Source organism: Kitasatospora sp. NBC_01246 (assembly GCF_036226505.1).
Taxonomy (GTDB): domain Bacteria; phylum Actinomycetota; class Actinomycetes; order Streptomycetales; family Streptomycetaceae; genus Kitasatospora.
In genome coordinates this window covers 5,662,950-5,679,662 of the sequence record NZ_CP108484.1, presented here as the reverse complement: position 1 = coordinate 5,679,662, position 16,713 = coordinate 5,662,950, and the positions used below count along the sequence as shown (strand labels likewise).

Here is a 16,713-nt window from a genome sequence, read left to right as displayed (position 1 = left end):
AGCAAACCGAAAGGCGCCGCGAGTGCGGCGCCTTCCGGGTTCGTGCGGGGTGTCAGCTCCGCGGGGCCACCGCCGGGGCGACCATCAGCTGGGTGCGGCGCGGGTTGGCCGTGTTCGTGGGCAGCTCGGTGGCATAGGTCGCCACGTGCTCGGCCCGGCGGGCGCCCGGGATCCCGCTGAAGTCCTCGACCGAGGCCAGCGTCGTCCGGCGCGGGTTCGCCGTGGAACGGCTGGAGAGCTCGGGACTGGTGGCGGCCGTGTTCGCCTGGGACATCTCGTCAGCACCTCGGGGTCGCGACCGGCGCGTCGACGTGGCGCGGCACCGGCCTGAGTGGTTCGGGGAGATTCTGGGCAGGCTGATCGTGGCCGTGCGCCGGAGACAGCAAGATTACGGATCTCTTTCCACAGCCGCCGTGACCAAAGCTACACATTGTGCTGTGATTTTGCTCACAAATTGAAGAGCAATTCTCCAATATCCGACATATCGCTTCATCAAGTTTCGCCGACAAAACCCCATATATCGGTCATTCGGGAACCTCTGCACCTCCCGTTGATCTCGGGTCCGGTTGGCATGTATCCGGCAAGTGTCCGAAAAAGGCGGTATTCCGGTCCGGTTACCGCACAGTCAGTGAAATCGCGCGCGCGGTCGGTAGTGTGGCCCCACTCGCCCTGGCGGCCCTTGTTGGGATTCCCCGGCTGTGCTGGAATGCCACGGACCGTGGGTAGGGAGTAGTCCACCCCGGTGCCCGCTCTCCCGGACCGGCCGGGGTGCGGATGGAAACTCCACACCGTCCAGGCTGCGGCGACGCGGCGGGACGCCCGGTCCAGAGGTTGCGACGCCAGTGCAGGGACGTTTCAAAAGGGGTAGCGGCGCCGCGGGTGACCCGGAGTCGCGTGAGCCCGTGGCACCACCCCAGCAGGCGGCGGTGCCCGGCGGCCCCGTCGAGCCGGCACCCGAGGCGGTCGGCCGCCCGGAGGACGACGCCGAACAGGACCGGAAATCGGCCCGGGGCAAGCTCCGCAAGACGCTGACCCGCCGACGGGCCAAGGGCATGAGCCGGCTGGCGATGCGCAACTGGCGGATCCGTACCCGCCTCATCGCGCTGCTCGCGCTCCCGGTGCTGGTCGCCCTCGTGCTCGGTGGGCTGCGCATCCAGACCTCTCTCGAGGCCTCGCAGCAGCTCGCCCAGATGGCCAACCTCTCGGACCTGGCGAAGAAGGCGACCAACCTCGCCGACGCCCTGCAGACCGAGCGGGACATCAGCGCCGGGCCGATCACCCACGAGCCGAACGCCCCGCTCGACGACGACATCGTCAACGCCCGCAAGATCACCGACGACCTGAGCCGGACCTTCACCGCGTCCTCGGACAAGTTCGAGAACCTGGAGCTCTCCGGCGGCAAGGCGCTGCTGTTCCAGATCCGCAAGGACCTGAACTCGATCTCGGACGCGCGCAACACCCCGTACCAGAACAACCAGAACATCCAGTCGACGATCACGGCCTACGACGTGATCATCCGAGACCTGCTGTCGATCACCCAGGACATCGCGCTCGCGTCCAACAACCGCGACCTGGTCCGCGCCACCCGCGCCCTCCAGCAGTTCTCGCTGGCCAAGAACGCCACCTCGCAGCAGCGCGCCCTGATCAGCGCCGCGCTCGCCAACCCCAAGGCCCCCGACCTCAGCCTGAGCGACGAGTCCTTCGGTATCCGGCTGCGCGCCTCCTACGACAACGCGCTCACCAGCTTCAACAACATCTACACCTCGCACGACCTGGACAACCTGCGCGGCCAGCTCAGCTACAACTCGGTGGTCGCCGCCGCCGACCGGTACGCGCGCTCGGTGCTCCAGCAGAGCGGTATCCACCAGACCGAGCCGGTCAGCTTCAAGGACTGGTACGAGCAGGCCACCGCCAAGATCACCGCCGAGCGGCGGATCGAGTCGAAGCTGATCGAGGACCTCGACGGCAAGGCCCAGGAGCTGCAGTCCGCCGCCGACACCGAGGCCCTGATCATCGGTGCCGCCGTCGCGCTGGTGCTGCTGGTCGCCCTCGGTGGCGCCGGTCTGATCGCCCGCTCGATGGTGCGCTCGCTGACGCGGCTGCAGTCCGCGGCCGAGGACGTCGCCGAGCGGCGACTGCCCGAGCTGGTCAAGACGCTGTCCGAGAGCGACCCGCACGACGTCGACGTCACCGTCGAACCGGTCGGCATCGACTCCGCGGACGAGATCGGCCACGTGGCACACGCCTTCGACATGGTGCACAGCGAGGCCGTCCGCCTCGCCGCCGAGCAGGCCCTCCTGCGCGGCAACATCAACGCGATGTTCACCAACCTCTCGCGCCGCAGCCAGGGCCTCATCCAGCGCCAGCTGTCGCTCATCTCCGAGCTGGAGAGCCGCGAGGCGGACCCGGACCAGCTGGCCAACCTCTTCAAGCTCGACCACCTCGCGACCCGCATGCGCCGCAACGGTGAGAACCTGCTCGTCCTCGCGGGCGAGGACCCGGGCCGCCGCTGGACCCGCCCCGTCCCGCTGGTCGACGTGCTCCGCGCCGCCGCCTCCGAGGTGGAGCAGTACGAGCGCATCGAGCTGGCCACCGTGCCGTCGGCCGAGGTCGCCGGCCGCGTCGTCAACGACCTCGTCCACCTGCTCGCCGAGCTGCTGGAGAACGCCACCTCGTTCTCCAGCCCGCAGACCCGCGTCCGGGTGACCGGCCACGCCCTGCCGGACGGCCGGGTGCTGGTCGAGATCCACGACACCGGCATCGGCCTCAGTCCCGACGACCTCGCCGACATCAACGAGCGCCTGGCGAACCCGCCGACGGTGGACGTCTCCGTCTCCCGCCGGATGGGCCTCTTCGTGGTCGGCCGCCTGTCCCTGCGACACGGCATCCGCATCCAGCTGCGCCCCAGCGACTCCGGCGGCACCACCGCGCTGGTCATGCTCCCGGTGGACGTCACCAACTCCGCCGACCGCCGGGCTCCGGCCCGCCCCGGTTCGGCGCAGGCCAAGCAGCAGCGCGGGGTCGCCCCGACACCGCGCCAGCAGCGCCAGGTGCCCGGCGGTCCGGCCGGCGGCCCGGCCGCGCTCGGCCAGGGTCCGGCGGGCGGTGCCCCGCAGGGCCGTCCGCAGCTCGGCCAGGGCGGTCCCGGTGCTCCGGGCGGCCAGGGCGGCCCCGGTGGACGGGCCGGCGGCGCGCTGCCGACCCGACAGGTCGGCCAGTCGCTCCAGGGCCAGCCGCAGGGCCAGCAGGCCCCGCAGGCCCAGCAGCAGGGCCCGCAGGGCCCGCAGGCCCGCCAGAACCCGCAGGGCGGTCTGCCGCAGCGCGGTGCGGGCCGGCAGGCTCCGCCGCAGGGCGGTCCCGGTGCGCTGCCGCGCCGCGGCCAGCAGCAGCCCGGCCAGGGCCAGCCCGGTCCGGGTCAGCCGGGCCAGGGCCAGCAGGGCCAGGGCCCGGGCCAGCCCGGCCAGGGCCGGCGCCCCGGCCAGGAGCGGCCGCGCCCCGGCGGGGACTTCGCCGGCGGTCCGGGCCCCCGGACCGGCGAGCAGCCGCAGCACGGCTGGGCCGACCAGTCGGGCCGTCCGGGCGCGCCACAGGGCGCCCGCCCGGGCAACCGCCCGCAGGAGGGTCTGCCGCAGCGCCGCCAGCCGGGCCAGGCACCGCAGGGCCAGGCACCGCAGGGCCAGGCACCGCAGGGCCAGGGCGGCCCCGGCGGCCAGGGCCCGCAGGGTCCGCGCCGTCCGCAGCGCCCCGGCCCGGACGCACCGCAGCGCGAGCGGCAGCAGCAGCTCCCGCCGCAGCAGGCCCAGCCGCTCCCCGCGGCCGAGCCCTCGTCGATGGAGAGCACCGCGCAGTTCGCCCGGCCGCGCTTCGAGGCGAGCGAGATCGACCCGCGTGACCCGCTCGGCCTCGGTCTGGTCGAGCCGGTGCTGCCGAACCCGGCGCGTCCGGAGCCGGTCCGCCAGGAGCAGCTCCGGCCCGAGCCGGTCCGCCAGGAGCCGATGGCGCTGCCGACCGGTCCGTCCGACGGCGGCCCGCAGGGCGGTGCGCCGATCTTCCAGTCGGCCGAGCAGGCCGAGGCGGCGCGGGCGGGTCAGTACCAGCCGCGCCGGCCCGGGACCAGTGCGCCCGGCGTCCAGCAGCAGGGCCAGCACCAGCAGGCCCCGCAGCAGCACCAGCACGCCCAGCAGCAGCACGCCCAGCAGGCTCCCCACCAGGCTCAGCAGCAGGCCCCCCAGCAGGGCCAGCCGCAGCAGGCCCCGCAGGGCGGGCCGGGCGGGCCGGGTGACGCGCCGTGGCGCCCGTCCGCGAACGACGAGCGCTGGCGCCGGGCCGAGCAGGTCCGGGAGCCCTCGACCAGCGGCGTCACCATGTCCGGTCTCCCCCGGCGGACCCCGCAGGCCAACCTGGTCTCCGGTACCGCCGAGGCGTCCCCGCTGACCGGCCCCCAGGTGTCCCGTGCGCCCGAGGAGGTCCGTGGCCGGCTCACCAACCTGCGCCGCGGCATCCAGCAGGGCCGCCGGGTCGGCGCCGAGCAGGCGGCCGGCCAGGGCCCGGGCCAGGGCAGCCAGGCGGGCCCGCAGCATGGTGCCCAGCAGTCCGGATTCGATAGCTTCGGGGGCCGCACCGACGGCAACGGCGCAGATCACCAGGAGCGTTGAGTTGAACCAGATGAGCCAGGCCGCACAGAACCTGAACTGGCTGATCACCAATTTCGTGGACAACACCCCCGGGGTGTCGCACACGGTGGTGGTCTCCGCCGACGGCCTCCTGCTGTGCATGTCCGAAGGTTTCCCCCGCGACCGCGCCGACCAGCTCGCCGCCGTCGCCTCCGGCCTCACCTCCCTCACCTCCGGCGCCAGCCGGATCTTCGAGGGCGGCGAGGTCAACCAGACCGTTGTCGAGATGGAGCGCGGTTTCCTCTTCCTGATGGCCGTCAGCGACGGCTCCGCCCTCGCCGTCCTCGCCTCCCCGGACTCCGACATCGGCCTCGTCGGCTACGAGATGGCACTGCTCGTCGACCGCGCCGGCGCCGTCCTCACCCCCGCACTCCGCGCAGAACTCCAGGGCAGTCTCCTGCACTGAGTGCCCTGAGCGGCGACCCCACCCGTCCCACCTCCCCGCCGGGCCTGACCCGACCAGGCCCGGCGCCTCACCCTCAGCTACCCTCAGGCAGCTGATTTCGCCTCAGCTGGCATCGCCCCAGCTGGAACCGGCTGCCCAAGGCTGCAGCACAAGGAGGACCCATGACCCCGCCTTCGACACCCGCCGGCTCGTACGGCAGCGGGTACGGCAGCGGCTACGGCGGGCAGCAGTCCGACGGCTACGAGCAGCAGCCGCTGGTCCGCCCGTACGCGATGACCGGAGGCCGCACCCGGCCCCGGTACCAGCTCGCGATCGAGGCGCTGATCTCGACCACCAGCTCCGCCGAGCGGACCGGCGGCCTGCTGCCCGAGCACGCCCGGATCGTGAACCTCTGCCGTGAGGTCAAGTCCATCGCGGAGATCTCCGCACTCGCCGGCGTGCCGCTCGGTGTCGCCCGCATCCTCGTCGCCGACCTTGCCGAGGCCGGTCTCGTCGCCATCCACCAGCCCGCCGCCGCGGGCGAGTCGGGCGGAACGCCCGACGTCACGCTGCTCGAAAGGGTCCTCAGTGGACTTCGCAAGCTCTAACGGAGCCACCCGCGCCACGACCTCGGCGAAGATCGTCGTCGCCGGCGGCTTCGGTGTCGGCAAGACCACGCTCGTCGGCGCCGTCTCCGAGATCAACCCCCTGCGCACCGAAGCCGTCATGACCTCCGCGTCCGCCGGCATCGACGACCTCAGCCACGTCTCCGGCAAGACGACCACCACCGTCGCCATGGACTTCGGCCGCATCACCCTCGACGAAGACCTCATCCTCTACCTCTTCGGCACCCCCGGACAGGACCGCTTCTGGTTCATGTGGGACGACCTCGTCCGAGGCGCCATCGGAGCCGTCGTCCTCGTCGACACCCGCCGCCTCGCCGACTGCTTCCCCGCCCTCGACTACTTCGAGAACAGCGGACTCCCCTTCGTCGTCGCCCTCAACGGCTTCGACGGACACCAGCCCCACACCGGCGACGAAGTCCGCGAAGCACTCCAACTCGGCCCCGACACCCCCGTCATCACCCTCGACGCCCGACGACGCGACAGCGCCAAGAGCGCCCTCATCACCCTCGTCGAACACGCCCTCCTCGCCCGCCTGCGCTGAGCGGGAACCCGCAGGTCGCACGCCCCGGTGCCCCACCGTCACGGTCGGGCACCGGGGCAGCTGCGGCTAGGGCGCGGGTGTCGCCGCGGCGGCCCGCGCAAGACCCCTACATAAGCAGCGGATAACAGTTCGGTAGGCATTTTGTGATCAACAGTGACCATGCGTAGCGAATTAGCATCGCTCAGCGCCAGAAGACCACGGTTTTGCCCCTCGATGTCGGCTAATGTCCGGATTGCTCCACAGCAGGCCGCCATCGACACCTGTTTGTCCCCCACCCCTGCACGTGCTGAAATTCCAGCTACCCCTAAATCCATTTCGGCAGTCCCACCACCAGCGGGCCGCTGCCAGGGGTAGCGCTGGATTGATCCATGGCCGCCAATCGGCCGAGAGGTTGTTGTCGAGTGAGGCGTAAGCAGCAGGTCGCCCCGCAGCGGCGCTCCGAGCCCCGCCAGAGCGAGCCGAACGGTACCGCAACGGACCCGGCCGGATTCTCCGCGTTCACGCCGGTCGAGGAGCGACCCCCGGCCCCCTCCCCGAAGCCGCCGGCCGCCTCCACGGAGCGCCGCAGCGGTGGCTCGGCGGACGACGGAGGCAGCGGCGGCAAGGGTGGTCGGTACGACTTCCTCCGGCCGCGGAACTGGCGTGTGCCGGCCCGTCTGATAGCCATCCTGTTGATCCCGGTCATCATCGGCCTGATCTTCGGCGGCCTGCGCGTCAACACCTCGGTCGACGGCTACGTCAAGGCCTCCCGCGCCGAGAAGACCGCCCGCCTCGCCAAGGCGGCCACCGAACTCGCCGAGGCGCTGGAGAACGAGCGCGACAAGTCGCTCAGCCCCCTGCTGACCGGTCAGGACCCGAACGGCGACGTCCCGAAGACCCGCGCCACCACAGACACCGCGCTCAAGGCGTACAACGCGGCCTACGACGCCAGCGACAAGTCCGCCGAACTGCCCCACCGGCACGCGGCCTTCCAGAGCATGGTGCTGTTCCTCCCGCACCTGCGCGACGTCGCCTACAAGCCCGAGCTGTTCGCCACCGCGACCCAGTCCGCGTACTCGACGATGATCGCGCCGCTGCTGGCCTACGACAACTCGGTCGGCCTCGGCAGCAGCAACATCACCAGCAAGGGCCGCGCGATCTACGCCATGTCGCTGGCCAAGGCCTCGGCCTCGACCCAGCGCGCGCTGATGCTCCACCTGCTGGTCGGCATCTCGGCCCAGTCCACCACCCGGTACGAGAACGCCGACCTGATCCAGCAGCTCCTGGTCTCCCAGAAGCTGGAGCAGGTCTCGCTCTCCGAGTTCAACACCGGCAGCGCCCCCGAGGACGCCCAGCGCTACTCCGACGCCCAGGTCGCCCAGGCCGCCGCCGACCAGCGCGCCGCGTACCGGATGCCGAACGGCAGCGTGCCGACCATGACGGGCCTGCTGGGCCTCGGCGCCGCCTACACGCAGGCCGCCGCCGAGGGCCAGTCCAAGGGCAAGGCCGCCGCCGACGCCGCCTACAAGGAGGCCAAGGACGCCGGTCTGACCAAGGAGAACTGGGAGCAGGCCTCCAACACCCACATCGCCAGCCTGCGCGCCACCGAGGTCGCACTGCTGGACGACGTCCTCAACGACGCCGCCGACCTGCGGGACAACGCGCTCTACGACGCCATCCTCAACTCGGCGATCGTGCTCGCCGCGCTGGTCCTCGCCGGCGTCCTCACCGGCTACGTGGCCCGCTCGATGATCCTGGGCATGCGCACCCTGCGCAACGCCGCCCTGGAGATCGCCGACCACCGCCTGCCGGACCTCGTCGAGCGGCTCTCCAAGACCGACCCGGACCGGGTGGACACCTCGGTCAGCCAGATCCCGCTGCACGGCAAGGACGAGATCGGCGAGGTCGCCCGGGCCTTCGACCAGGTCCACCGGCAGGCGGTCGCGCTCGCCGCCGAGCAGGCCCTGCTGCGAGGCAACGTCAACGCGATCTTCACCAACCTGTCGCGCCGCAGCCAGAGCCTGATCCAGCGCCAGCTGGCGCTGATCACCGACCTGGAGAACAACGAGGCCGACCCGGACCAGCTGGAGAACCTCTTCAAGCTGGACCACCTCGCGACCCGTATGCGCCGCAACGGTGAGAACCTGCTCGTCCTCGCGGGCGAGGAGGCCGGCCGCCGCTGGAACACCCCGGTCCCGCTGGTCGACGTGCTCCGCGCCGCCGCGTCCGAGGTGGAGCAGTACGAGCGCGTCGAGCTCTCCGGCATCCCCGAGGCCGAGGTCGTCGGCGCCGCCGTGACCGACCTCGTCCACCTGCTCGCCGAGCTGCTGGAGAACGCCACCTCGTTCTCCAGCCCGCAGACCCGGGTGCTGGTCAACGCCACCCGCCTGCCGGACGGCCGGGTGCTGATCGAGATCCACGACAAGGGCATCGGCCTCACCGCCGAGGACTTCGCCGAGATCAACGAGAAGCTGGCCGAGCCGCCCACCGTGGACGCCACCATCTCCCGCCGCATGGGCCTCTTCGTGGTCGGCCGGCTCTCCCAGCGGCACGACGTCCGTGTCCAGCTCCGCCCCTCGGGCGAGTCTGCGGGCACCACCTCGCTGGTCATGCTCCCGCCGTTCCTGACCCAGATGGGCGCCGCCCCGGAGCCGGAGGAGCAGTTCACCGTCTCCCGGATCTTCGCCGAGCAGGAGCCGTCCGCGGCCGACTGGGCCGCCGAGGTCCAGCAGAACCAGCCGCGCAGCGCCGCCGAGCTGGGCTTCGACGACCACCTCACCGGCAACGGCAGCGCCGGGTCCAGCGGCTTCAGCCCGGCCCTGGAGGCCGTCCAGCGCTCGCAGCGGCTCGACCAGGTCCGCCGCGCGGCCCTGGAGTCCGGCCCGCTCGGGCCGGAGGAGCGGCAGGTGCTCGACGCCGAGGTCGAGGAGGAGTACCCGGCGTACGGCCGGCGCAACGACGAGGGCTACGGCCAGGACGGCCAGGACGGCCAGTACCCCCAGCAGGGCTACGACCAGTCCGGCTACGCCGACCAGCAGTACGGCTACGACCAGGGCGGCTACACCCAGGACGGGTACGCCCAGGACGGCTACGCCGGGACCGAGTACGGGCAGAACGACTACGGCCAGGACGCCTACGGCCGGTTCCCCCAGCAGGGTTACGGCGACGACCAGTACGGTCAGGACCAGAACCAGGGCCAGAACCAGGGCCAGGACGACCAGTACGGCCAGTACCCGGGCTACGACGGCTACGCCGACGAGCAGTACGGGGCCGAGGAGGCCCCGGCCGGCCACCCGTACACCCCGGAGCCGCCGGCCCTGCCAGCCGCCCAGCCCGCCGCCACCCTGCCGTCCGGGCTGCCGCAGCGCCGCCCCGGCCAGCAGCTGGCCGGCGGTGGCCCCGCCGCCGCGCCGCAGCAGGGCGGCGGCCAGGACACCGGCGAGACCCCGAACTGGTTCACCGGCGCCAAGGACACCTCGGCGCCCGCCGAACCGCGCGGACACGAGGTGTCCGCGCTGGGCGGTTACGGTCCCACCGGACCGACCGGCCCGACCAGCGCCGCCTGGCAGTCGCCCAACGACGGCGCCTGGCAGCGTGCCGAGCAGCTGCGCGAGCCCGCCTCCGGCGGGACCACCTCGTCCGGCCTGCCCCGGCGGGTGCCCAAGCAGAACCTGGTGGCCGGCAACGCCAAGCCCACTCCGCAGGACGGGCCGCAGGTCTCCCGCAGCCCCGAGGAGGTCCGCGGCCGGCTCACCAACCTGCGCCGCGGCGTGGAGCAGGGCCGCAGCGCCGGCAACACCGGAAGCTTCCGGATCGACCCCGATCAGGTAGACCCGTCCGGCAACGGACAGCAGAACCGCAGCACCGATCTCTTCGGCGGCTCGAACCACCAGGAGCGTTGAGTTGAGTCAGATGAGCCAGGCCGCACAGAACCTGAACTGGCTGATCACCAATTTCGTGGACAACACCCCTGGGGTGTCGCACACGGTGGTGGTCTCCGCGGACGGCCTCCTGCTGTGCATGTCCGAAGGTTTCCCCCGCGACCGCGCCGACCAGCTCGCCGCCGTCGCCTCCGGCCTCACCTCCCTCACCTCCGGCGCCAGCCGGATCTTCGAGGGCGGCGAGGTCAACCAGACCGTTGTCGAGATGGAGCGCGGTTTCCTCTTCCTGATGGCCGTCAGCGACGGCTCCGCCCTCGCCGTCCTCGCCTCCCCGGACTCCGACATCGGCCTCGTCGGCTACGAGATGGCACTGCTCGTCGACCGCGCCGGCGCCGTCCTCACCCCCGCACTCCGCGCAGAACTCCAGGGCAGTCTCCTGCACTGACGGTTCGTCGGATACCGTCCTGGTATTCGAAGCACCTCCACGCCCGTCCCGGGCCCGCTTCGGCGGGCTCGGGTTCGGACGTTGTACGGCCTTCGCACCACCGGCTCCGGACCCGTCCGGAGCTCGCACCGCACCGCCGCACCTTGTGAGGAGAGGAACCGTGACACCGCCCGACGACCGCAGCGGCCAGTACGGCGTTCCGTACCCTGGCACGGGCCATGACGCCTTCGGAGCACCCGGCGTCGCCGGCCACGGTCAGCAGCACGGCCAGTACGGCCAGTACGGCCAGCAGCAGTACGGCCAGCCGTACCCGCAGGAGCAGTACGACCAGTACGGCCGGCAGCAGCCCTCGTACGACGCGCCCCCGGCCGGCTGGCCGGCCCCGGGCAGGACGGACGGCCACCTCCCCGGCCGGCACTCCGCCCCCGCCCCGCAGCCCGGCCGGCACCACTCCGGTCCCGGCCAGGAGCCGGCCCAGGAGCCGGGGTACGTCGAGGAGTTCGAGGACGACTACGACTCGGGCCCGCTGATCCGGCCGTTCGCGATGACCGGCGGGCGGACCAGACCGCGCTACGAGCTGGCGCTGGAGGCGCTCGTCTCGGCCGACGTCGACCCGCAGCGCCTGGCCACCCTGCTCCCCGAGCACCAGCGGATCTGCACCTTGTGCACCGAGGTCAAGTCCGTCGCCGAGGTGTCGGCGCTGCTCTCCCTCCCTCTGGGGGTGGCCCGCATCCTCGTGGCCGACCTGGCCGAAGCCGGCCTGGTCGCCATCCACCAGCCCGCTTCCGGCGGCGAATCCGGAAACCAGCCCGACGTCACGCTGCTCGAAAGGGTCCTCAGTGGACTTCGCAAGCTCTAACGCGGCCGCCCCCACCCGCGCCACCACCTCCGCGAAGATCGTCGTCGCCGGCGGCTTCGGTGTCGGCAAGACCACGCTCGTCGGCGCCGTCTCCGAGATCAACCCCCTGCGCACCGAAGCCGTCATGACCTCCGCGTCCGCCGGCATCGACGACCTCAGCCACGTCTCCGGCAAGACGACCACCACCGTCGCCATGGACTTCGGCCGCATCACCCTCGACGAAGACCTCATCCTCTACCTCTTCGGCACCCCCGGACAGGACCGCTTCTGGTTCATGTGGGACGACCTCGTCCGAGGCGCCATCGGAGCCGTCGTCCTCGTCGACACCCGCCGCCTCGCCGACTGCTTCCCCGCCCTCGACTACTTCGAGAACAGCGGACTCCCCTTCGTCGTCGCCCTCAACGGCTTCGACGGACACCAGCCCCACACCGGCGACGAAGTCCGCGAAGCACTCCAACTCGGCCCCGACACCCCCGTCATCACCCTCGACGCCCGACGACGCGACAGCGCCAAGAGCGCCCTCATCACCCTCGTCGAACACGCCCTCCTCGCCCGCCTGCGGTGAACGGGGCGGCCACCGGGGCGGTGCGGCCACCGGACCAGGGGGTCCGTGGGCCGCACCACCCGGGGGCTCACCCGGCGGACGGCTCCAGGCCGGCCCGCAGCAGGCCGTAGGTGTAGGCGTCGTCCAGGGCCAGCCAGGACGCGGCGATCACGTTGTCGGCCACCCCGACGGTGGACCAACTGGTGGTGCCGTCGGTGGACTCGATCAGTACCCGTGTCTTGGAACCGGTGCCGTGCTGGCCCTCCAGGATGCGGACCTTGTAGTCGACCAGCTCCAGCTTGGCCAGCTGCGGGTAGATCCGCTCCAGCGCGGTGCGCAGCGCCTTGTCCAGCGCGTCGACCGGGCCGTTGCCCTCGCCGGTGGCGATCCGGCGCTCGCCCTTGGCCCAGACCTTGACCGTCGCCTCGTTGCCCGCGAAGCCCTGCGGGCCCTGCTCGCTGATGGTCCGCCAGGACTCCAGGGTGTAGAAGCGCTCGCGGCTGCCGCGCACCTCGTCACGGAGCAGCAGCTCGAAGGAGGCGTCGGCGGACTCGTAGGTGTAGCCGAGGTTCTCCTGCTCCTTGACCCTGACGACCACCCGGCCGGCCAGGTCCCGGTCGCTGGACAGGTCGTAGCCGAGCTCCTTGCCCTTGAGCTCGACCGAGGCGCGGCCGGCCATGTCGGAGACCAGCATCCGCATGGTGTTGCCGACCGTCTCCGGGTCGATGTGCTGGTAGAGGTCCGGGTCGACCTTGATCGCGGAGGCGTGCAGACCGGCCTTGTGCGCGAAGGCGGAGTGGCCGACGTACGGCTGGTGGGTGGAGGGCGCCAGGTTGACCACCTCGGCGACCGCGTGCGAGATCCGGGTCATCTCGGCCAGGCTGCCGGGCGGCAGCACCCGGCGGTCGTACTTGATCTCCAGCGCGCCGACCACCGGGAACAGGTTGGCGTTGCCGACCCGCTCGCCGTAGCCGTTGGCGGTGCACTGGACGTGGGTGGCACCCGAGTCCACCGCGGCCAGCGTGTTGGCGACGGCGCAGCCGGTGTCGTCCTGGGCGTGGATGCCGATCCGGGCACCGGGCTTGTAGGTCGCGGAGTCGGCGAGGACGTCGGCGACGATGTCGCGGACGCCGGCCGGCAGCATCCCGCCGTTGGTGTCGCAGAGCACCACCACGTCGGCACCGGCCTCGTGCGCGGCGCGGACCACCGCCAGGGCGTAGGCGCGGTTGGCCTTGTAGCCGTCGAAGAAGTGCTCGCAGTCGATGAACACCCGGCGGTCCTGGGAGCGCAGGTAGGCCACGCTGTCCCGGATCATCTCCAGGTTCTCGTCCAGCGTGGTGCGCAGCGCCAGTTCGACGTGCCGGTCGTGGGCCTTGGCGACCAGGGTGATCACCGGGGCGCCGGAGGTCACCAGGGCGGCCAGCTGCGGGTCCTCGGCCGCCTTGCCGCCGGCCCGCCGGGTGGCGCCGAAGGCGACCAGCTGGGCGTGCCGGAGGTCCAGTTCGGCGGCGGCCCGGGCGAAGAACTCGGTGTCCCGCGGGTTGGCGCCGGGCCAGCCGCCCTCGATGAACCCGACCCCGAACTCGTCCAGATACCGGGCAATGGTCAGCTTGTCGGCCACCGTGAGGTTGATGCCCTCGCGCTGCGCGCCGTCGCGCAGGGTGGTGTCGAAGACGTGGAAGCTGTCGTCGGTGCGGTTGCTGGCCTGGGTCATGGCCCTGGGTCTCCGTTCCGGGAGGTTGGTACTGCTCTGCCGGTTCTGATCCGGCTCCACTGTCCAGCATCCCGCGCGCGCCCGGTGTCGCTCGGCCCCTTGTGGGGGCTCCGGCCGGTCCGGGGGTGTGCCGTTCGGGCTGGGCCCGAAAAGCAAAAGACCCCTCGCGGGTGCGAGAGGTCTGCGCGCGGGTCTGGACGCTGGTGGTCGCTCCGCATCGGGTACTGCGGAGCGGTCACTGCGGACCGGCGCGCCTGCTGCTAATGATCAGCGAAAGCGAGGACACGCTCGCAGTGTGGCACACCCTCCGGAGTCCGGCCCGGCCGTCTCGCGATCCGAAACGGCACGGGCCGGGGCGGCTCCGGATCAGACGATCTTGTGCAGCCAGCCGTGGGTGTCGGGGCGCTGGCCGCCCTGGATGGCCAGCAGCGCCCGGCGCAGCTCCATGGTGGTGGGGCCGGGCTCTCCGGCGCCGACGGTCCAGTCCCCGCCGCGGGACTTGACCGAGCCGACCGGGGTGATGACGGCGGCGGTGCCGCACGCGAAGACCTCGGTGAGGGTGCCGTCGGCGTTGCCCCGCTTCCACTCCTCGGTGGAGATCTTCCGCTCCTCGACGGCGTAGCCGAGGTCGGCGGCGAGCTGGAGCAGCGAGTCGCGGGTGATGCCGGGGAGCAGCGCGCCGGAGAGCTCGGGGGTGACGATCGTCGCGTCCTTGCCCTCGCCGAAGACGAAGTACAGGTTCATCCCGCCCATCTCCTCGATCCACCGGTGCTCGGCGGCGTCGAGCCAGACCACCTGGTCGCAGCCCTTGGCGGCGGCCTCGGCCTGGGCGACCAGCGAGGCGGCGTAGTTGCCGGCGCACTTGGCGGCACCGGTGCCGCCCGGCGCGGCGCGGACGTAGTCCTCGGAGAGCCAGACCGAGACCGGCTTGACGCCACCGGAGAAGTAGGCGCCGGCCGGCGAGGCGATGATCATGAAGAGGTAGGAGTTGGCCGGGCGCACACCCAGGCCCACCTCGGTGGCGAACATGAAGGGCCGCAGGTAGAGGCTCTGCTCCTGCTCGTTCGGCACCCAGTTCTGCTCCTGCTGGACCAGGTGCTCGACGGCCTCGACGAAGGTCTCGATCGGCAGCTCCGGCATGGCCAGCCGGCGGGCGGAGGCCTGGAAGCGGGCGGCGTTGGCCTCCGGGCGGAAGGTCGCGATCGAGCCGTCGGCCTGGCGGTAGGCCTTCAGGCCCTCGAAGATCGACTGACCGTAGTGCAGCGTCATGTTCGCCGGGTCGATCTCCAGCGGCGCGTACGGCGCCAGCTGGGCGTCGTGCCAGCCCAGGCCCTCGGTCCACCGGATGGTGACCATGTGGTCGGTGAAGATCCTCCCGAAGCCGGGGTTGGCCAGCCGGGCCTCGCGCTCCGCGTCGGACAGCGGGTGCGCGGAGGGCTTGAGGTCGAACGTGATGGGCGCCTGGGTGGGCGTGCTCATGGCTGTGTGTCCTTCACCGTGGGGTTGGTCCGGGCCGCCTCCGTCGGGTGAACGTTTCGGCGAACGAACGCACGACGGCACGGCCCACTGTCGATACTCGCATCCAGAGGGCCGTGCCGAACAGCTGTCGACCCCAGGAGGAGTCGGCGGCCGCGGTTGTGCGCTTGTGCGCCCCGGCCCCTTCGGCCGGAACACCGCTTGTCGGATCCGGCCTCCCGGCCTGATCCCGCGTGTCGGATCCGGCCTGTCAGCCGGATACTCGGGCGGCGAGCGCGTCGCCGACCTGGGAGGTGCTGCGGGTGCCGGTGCGCTCGGTCAGGTCCGCGGCGACCGCGGCCTCGACCGCGGCGGCCTCGGTGGCGAAGCCGAGGTGCTCCAGCAGCATGGCGACCGAGAGCACGGTGGCGGTCGGGTCGGCCTTGCCCTGGCCCGCGATGTCCGGGGCGGAGCCGTGCACGGGCTCGAACATCGACGGGAAGTCGCCGCTCGGGTTGATGTTGCCGCTGGCGGCCAGGCCGATCCCGCCGGTGACGGCGGCGGCCAGGTCGGTCAGGATGTCGCCGAACAGGTTGTCGGTGACGATCACGTCGAACCGCTCCGGCTGGGTGACGAAGAAGATGGTCGCCGCGTCGACGTGCAGGTAGTCGGTGGTGACCTCGGGGAACTCCCGGCCGACCTGCTCGAAGATCCGCGTCCACAGGTGACCGGCGTGCACCAGCACGTTGTTCTTGTGGACGAGGGTCAGCTTCTTGCGCGGCCGCGCCTGGGCCCGGCGGTAGGCGTCGCGGACGACCCGCTCGATGCCGTAGGCGGTGTTCAGGCTGACCTCGGTGGCCACCTCGTGCTCGGTGCCGGTGCGCAGCGAGCCGCCGTTGCCGACGTACGGGCCCTCGGTGCCCTCGCGGACGACCACGAAGTCGATCGCGGGGTCACCGGCCAGCGGCGACGCCACGCCCGGGAAGAGCCGGCCCGGCCGCAGGTTGATGTGGTGGTCGAAGGCGAACCGCAGCTTCAGCAGCAGCCCGCGCTCCAGCACGCCGGACGGGACGCTCGGGTCGCCGATGGCGCCGAGCAGGATCGCGTCGTGGGTCTTCAGCTCCGCCAGCACGCTGTCCGGCAGCGTCTCGCCGGTGCGGTGGTAGCGCCGGGCGCCGAGGTCGTACTCGGTGGTCTCCAGCTTCACGTCGGCGGGCAGCGCCGCGCCAAGGACCTTGAGGCCTTCGGCCACCACTTCCTGGCCGATGCCGTCACCGGGAACTACTGCGAGACGAATGGTGCGAGACATGCTCGGACCCTACTCCGCCGTCCCAGGGGCTGACACTTCGCGTCCACTATCCGGACGCTCGATCCGGCACGCAGTCGTCGAGCGCGCGCTCCGACCGCTTGAGGGTCGCCATACGGAACAGCGTGTGCGGACTCACGAAGATCAGGCTCCCGTCGAGCAACTCGGTGTGCGGCGGGAGATCCGGCAGCCGGTCGAGGTCCTCGGCGGTGTACCCGCCGACCGGGGGCGGAGCCAGTCGGGGTACGGCTCGATGCTCATGATTCCTCCCGTACGGGCATCCTGACGGACGCTCTCGGGCTACT

12 protein-coding genes are annotated in these 16,713 nt (G+C 71.8%); 8 read left to right on the top strand and 4 right to left on the bottom strand.

The genetic code is table 11. The features are described 5' to 3' along the window. Window positions 1-52: 52 nt before the first annotated feature. Window positions 53-274: a hypothetical protein gene (locus tag OG618_RS24685; RefSeq protein WP_329489728.1), complete on the bottom strand. Its 222-nt coding sequence runs from the start codon at window positions 272-274 to the stop codon at window positions 53-55. A 628-nt stretch (window positions 275-902) separates the two neighbouring features. Here OG618_RS24685 and OG618_RS24680 point away from each other — a divergent pair. From OG618_RS24680 to OG618_RS24645, 8 genes are all read left to right on the top strand, one after another. Next, window positions 903-4,655, top strand: coding sequence for a nitrate- and nitrite sensing domain-containing protein (locus tag OG618_RS24680; protein ID WP_329489727.1), 3,753 nt, complete (start codon window positions 903-905; stop codon window positions 4,653-4,655). Window positions 4,656-4,665: 10 nt separating this feature from the next. Beyond that, window positions 4,666-5,079: a roadblock/LC7 domain-containing protein gene (locus OG618_RS24675; protein ID WP_030057391.1), complete on the top strand. Its 414-nt coding sequence runs from the start codon at window positions 4,666-4,668 to the stop codon at window positions 5,077-5,079. Between the two features lie 161 nt (window positions 5,080-5,240). Continuing rightward, the gene (locus OG618_RS24670) at window positions 5,241-5,666 is read left to right on the top strand and encodes a DUF742 domain-containing protein (protein WP_329489726.1); all 426 of its coding nucleotides are present in this window, start codon (window positions 5,241-5,243) and stop codon (window positions 5,664-5,666) included. Further along, a complete protein-coding gene (locus OG618_RS24665) occupies window positions 5,647-6,225 on the top strand; it encodes a GTP-binding protein (protein WP_329489725.1) in 579 nt (192 codons plus the stop codon). The genes OG618_RS24670 and OG618_RS24665 overlap by 20 nt, the downstream gene beginning before the upstream one ends. A 401-nt stretch (window positions 6,226-6,626) precedes the next feature. Further along, window positions 6,627-10,106: a sensor histidine kinase gene (locus OG618_RS24660; protein WP_329489724.1), complete on the top strand. Its 3,480-nt coding sequence runs from the start codon at window positions 6,627-6,629 to the stop codon at window positions 10,104-10,106. Between the two features lie 10 nt (window positions 10,107-10,116). Next, complete coding sequence (locus tag OG618_RS24655; protein WP_030057391.1) at window positions 10,117-10,530, top strand: roadblock/LC7 domain-containing protein; 414 nt, start codon at window positions 10,117-10,119, stop codon at window positions 10,528-10,530. Window positions 10,531-10,690: 160 nt separating this feature from the next. Continuing rightward, window positions 10,691-11,389 (top strand): DUF742 domain-containing protein, encoded by a 699-nt coding sequence (locus OG618_RS24650; RefSeq protein ID WP_329489723.1) that lies wholly within the window; start codon window positions 10,691-10,693, stop codon window positions 11,387-11,389. Then, window positions 11,370-11,954, top strand: a complete 585-nt coding sequence (locus tag OG618_RS24645; protein ID WP_329489722.1) for a GTP-binding protein — start codon at window positions 11,370-11,372, stop codon at window positions 11,952-11,954. The genes OG618_RS24650 and OG618_RS24645 overlap by 20 nt, the downstream gene beginning before the upstream one ends. A gap of 67 nt (window positions 11,955-12,021) precedes the next feature. Here OG618_RS24645 and cimA read toward each other — a convergent pair whose 3' ends face one another. The 3 genes from cimA to OG618_RS24630 all read right to left on the bottom strand — a co-directional run bounded on the left by cimA (window position 12,022) and on the right by OG618_RS24630 (window position 16,411). Beyond that, window positions 12,022-13,647: a citramalate synthase gene (gene cimA / locus OG618_RS24640; RefSeq protein WP_329489721.1), complete on the bottom strand. Its 1,626-nt coding sequence runs from the start codon at window positions 13,645-13,647 to the stop codon at window positions 12,022-12,024. Window positions 13,648-14,013: 366 nt separating this feature from the next. Next, entirely contained in the window at window positions 14,014-15,126 is a 1,113-nt protein-coding gene (locus OG618_RS24635; protein WP_329489720.1) for a branched-chain amino acid aminotransferase, read from the bottom strand. A gap of 247 nt (window positions 15,127-15,373) precedes the next feature. Beyond that, complete coding sequence (locus tag OG618_RS24630) at window positions 15,374-16,411, bottom strand: 3-isopropylmalate dehydrogenase (protein WP_329489719.1); 1,038 nt, start codon at window positions 16,409-16,411, stop codon at window positions 15,374-15,376. Window positions 16,412-16,713: the final 302 nt, after the last annotated feature.

Bases quoted from the DNA above. Each gene is read 5' to 3' on its own strand.
- OG618_RS24685 (WP_329489728.1), bottom strand. From the start codon at position 274: ATGTCCCAGGCGAACACGGCCGCCACCAGTCCCGAGCTCTCCAGCCGT.
- OG618_RS24675 (WP_030057391.1), top strand. From the start codon at position 4,666: ATGAGCCAGGCCGCACAGAACCTGAACTGGCTGATCACCAATTTCGTG.
- OG618_RS24670 (WP_329489726.1), top strand. From the start codon at position 5,241: ATGACCCCGCCTTCGACACCCGCCGGCTCGTACGGCAGCGGGTACGGC.
- OG618_RS24655 (WP_030057391.1), top strand. From the start codon at position 10,117: ATGAGCCAGGCCGCACAGAACCTGAACTGGCTGATCACCAATTTCGTG.
- cimA (WP_329489721.1), bottom strand. From the start codon at position 13,647: ATGACCCAGGCCAGCAACCGCACCGACGACAGCTTCCACGTCTTCGAC.
- OG618_RS24635 (WP_329489720.1), bottom strand. From the start codon at position 15,126: ATGAGCACGCCCACCCAGGCGCCCATCACGTTCGACCTCAAGCCCTCC.
- OG618_RS24630 (WP_329489719.1), bottom strand. From the start codon at position 16,411: ATGTCTCGCACCATTCGTCTCGCAGTAGTTCCCGGTGACGGCATCGGC.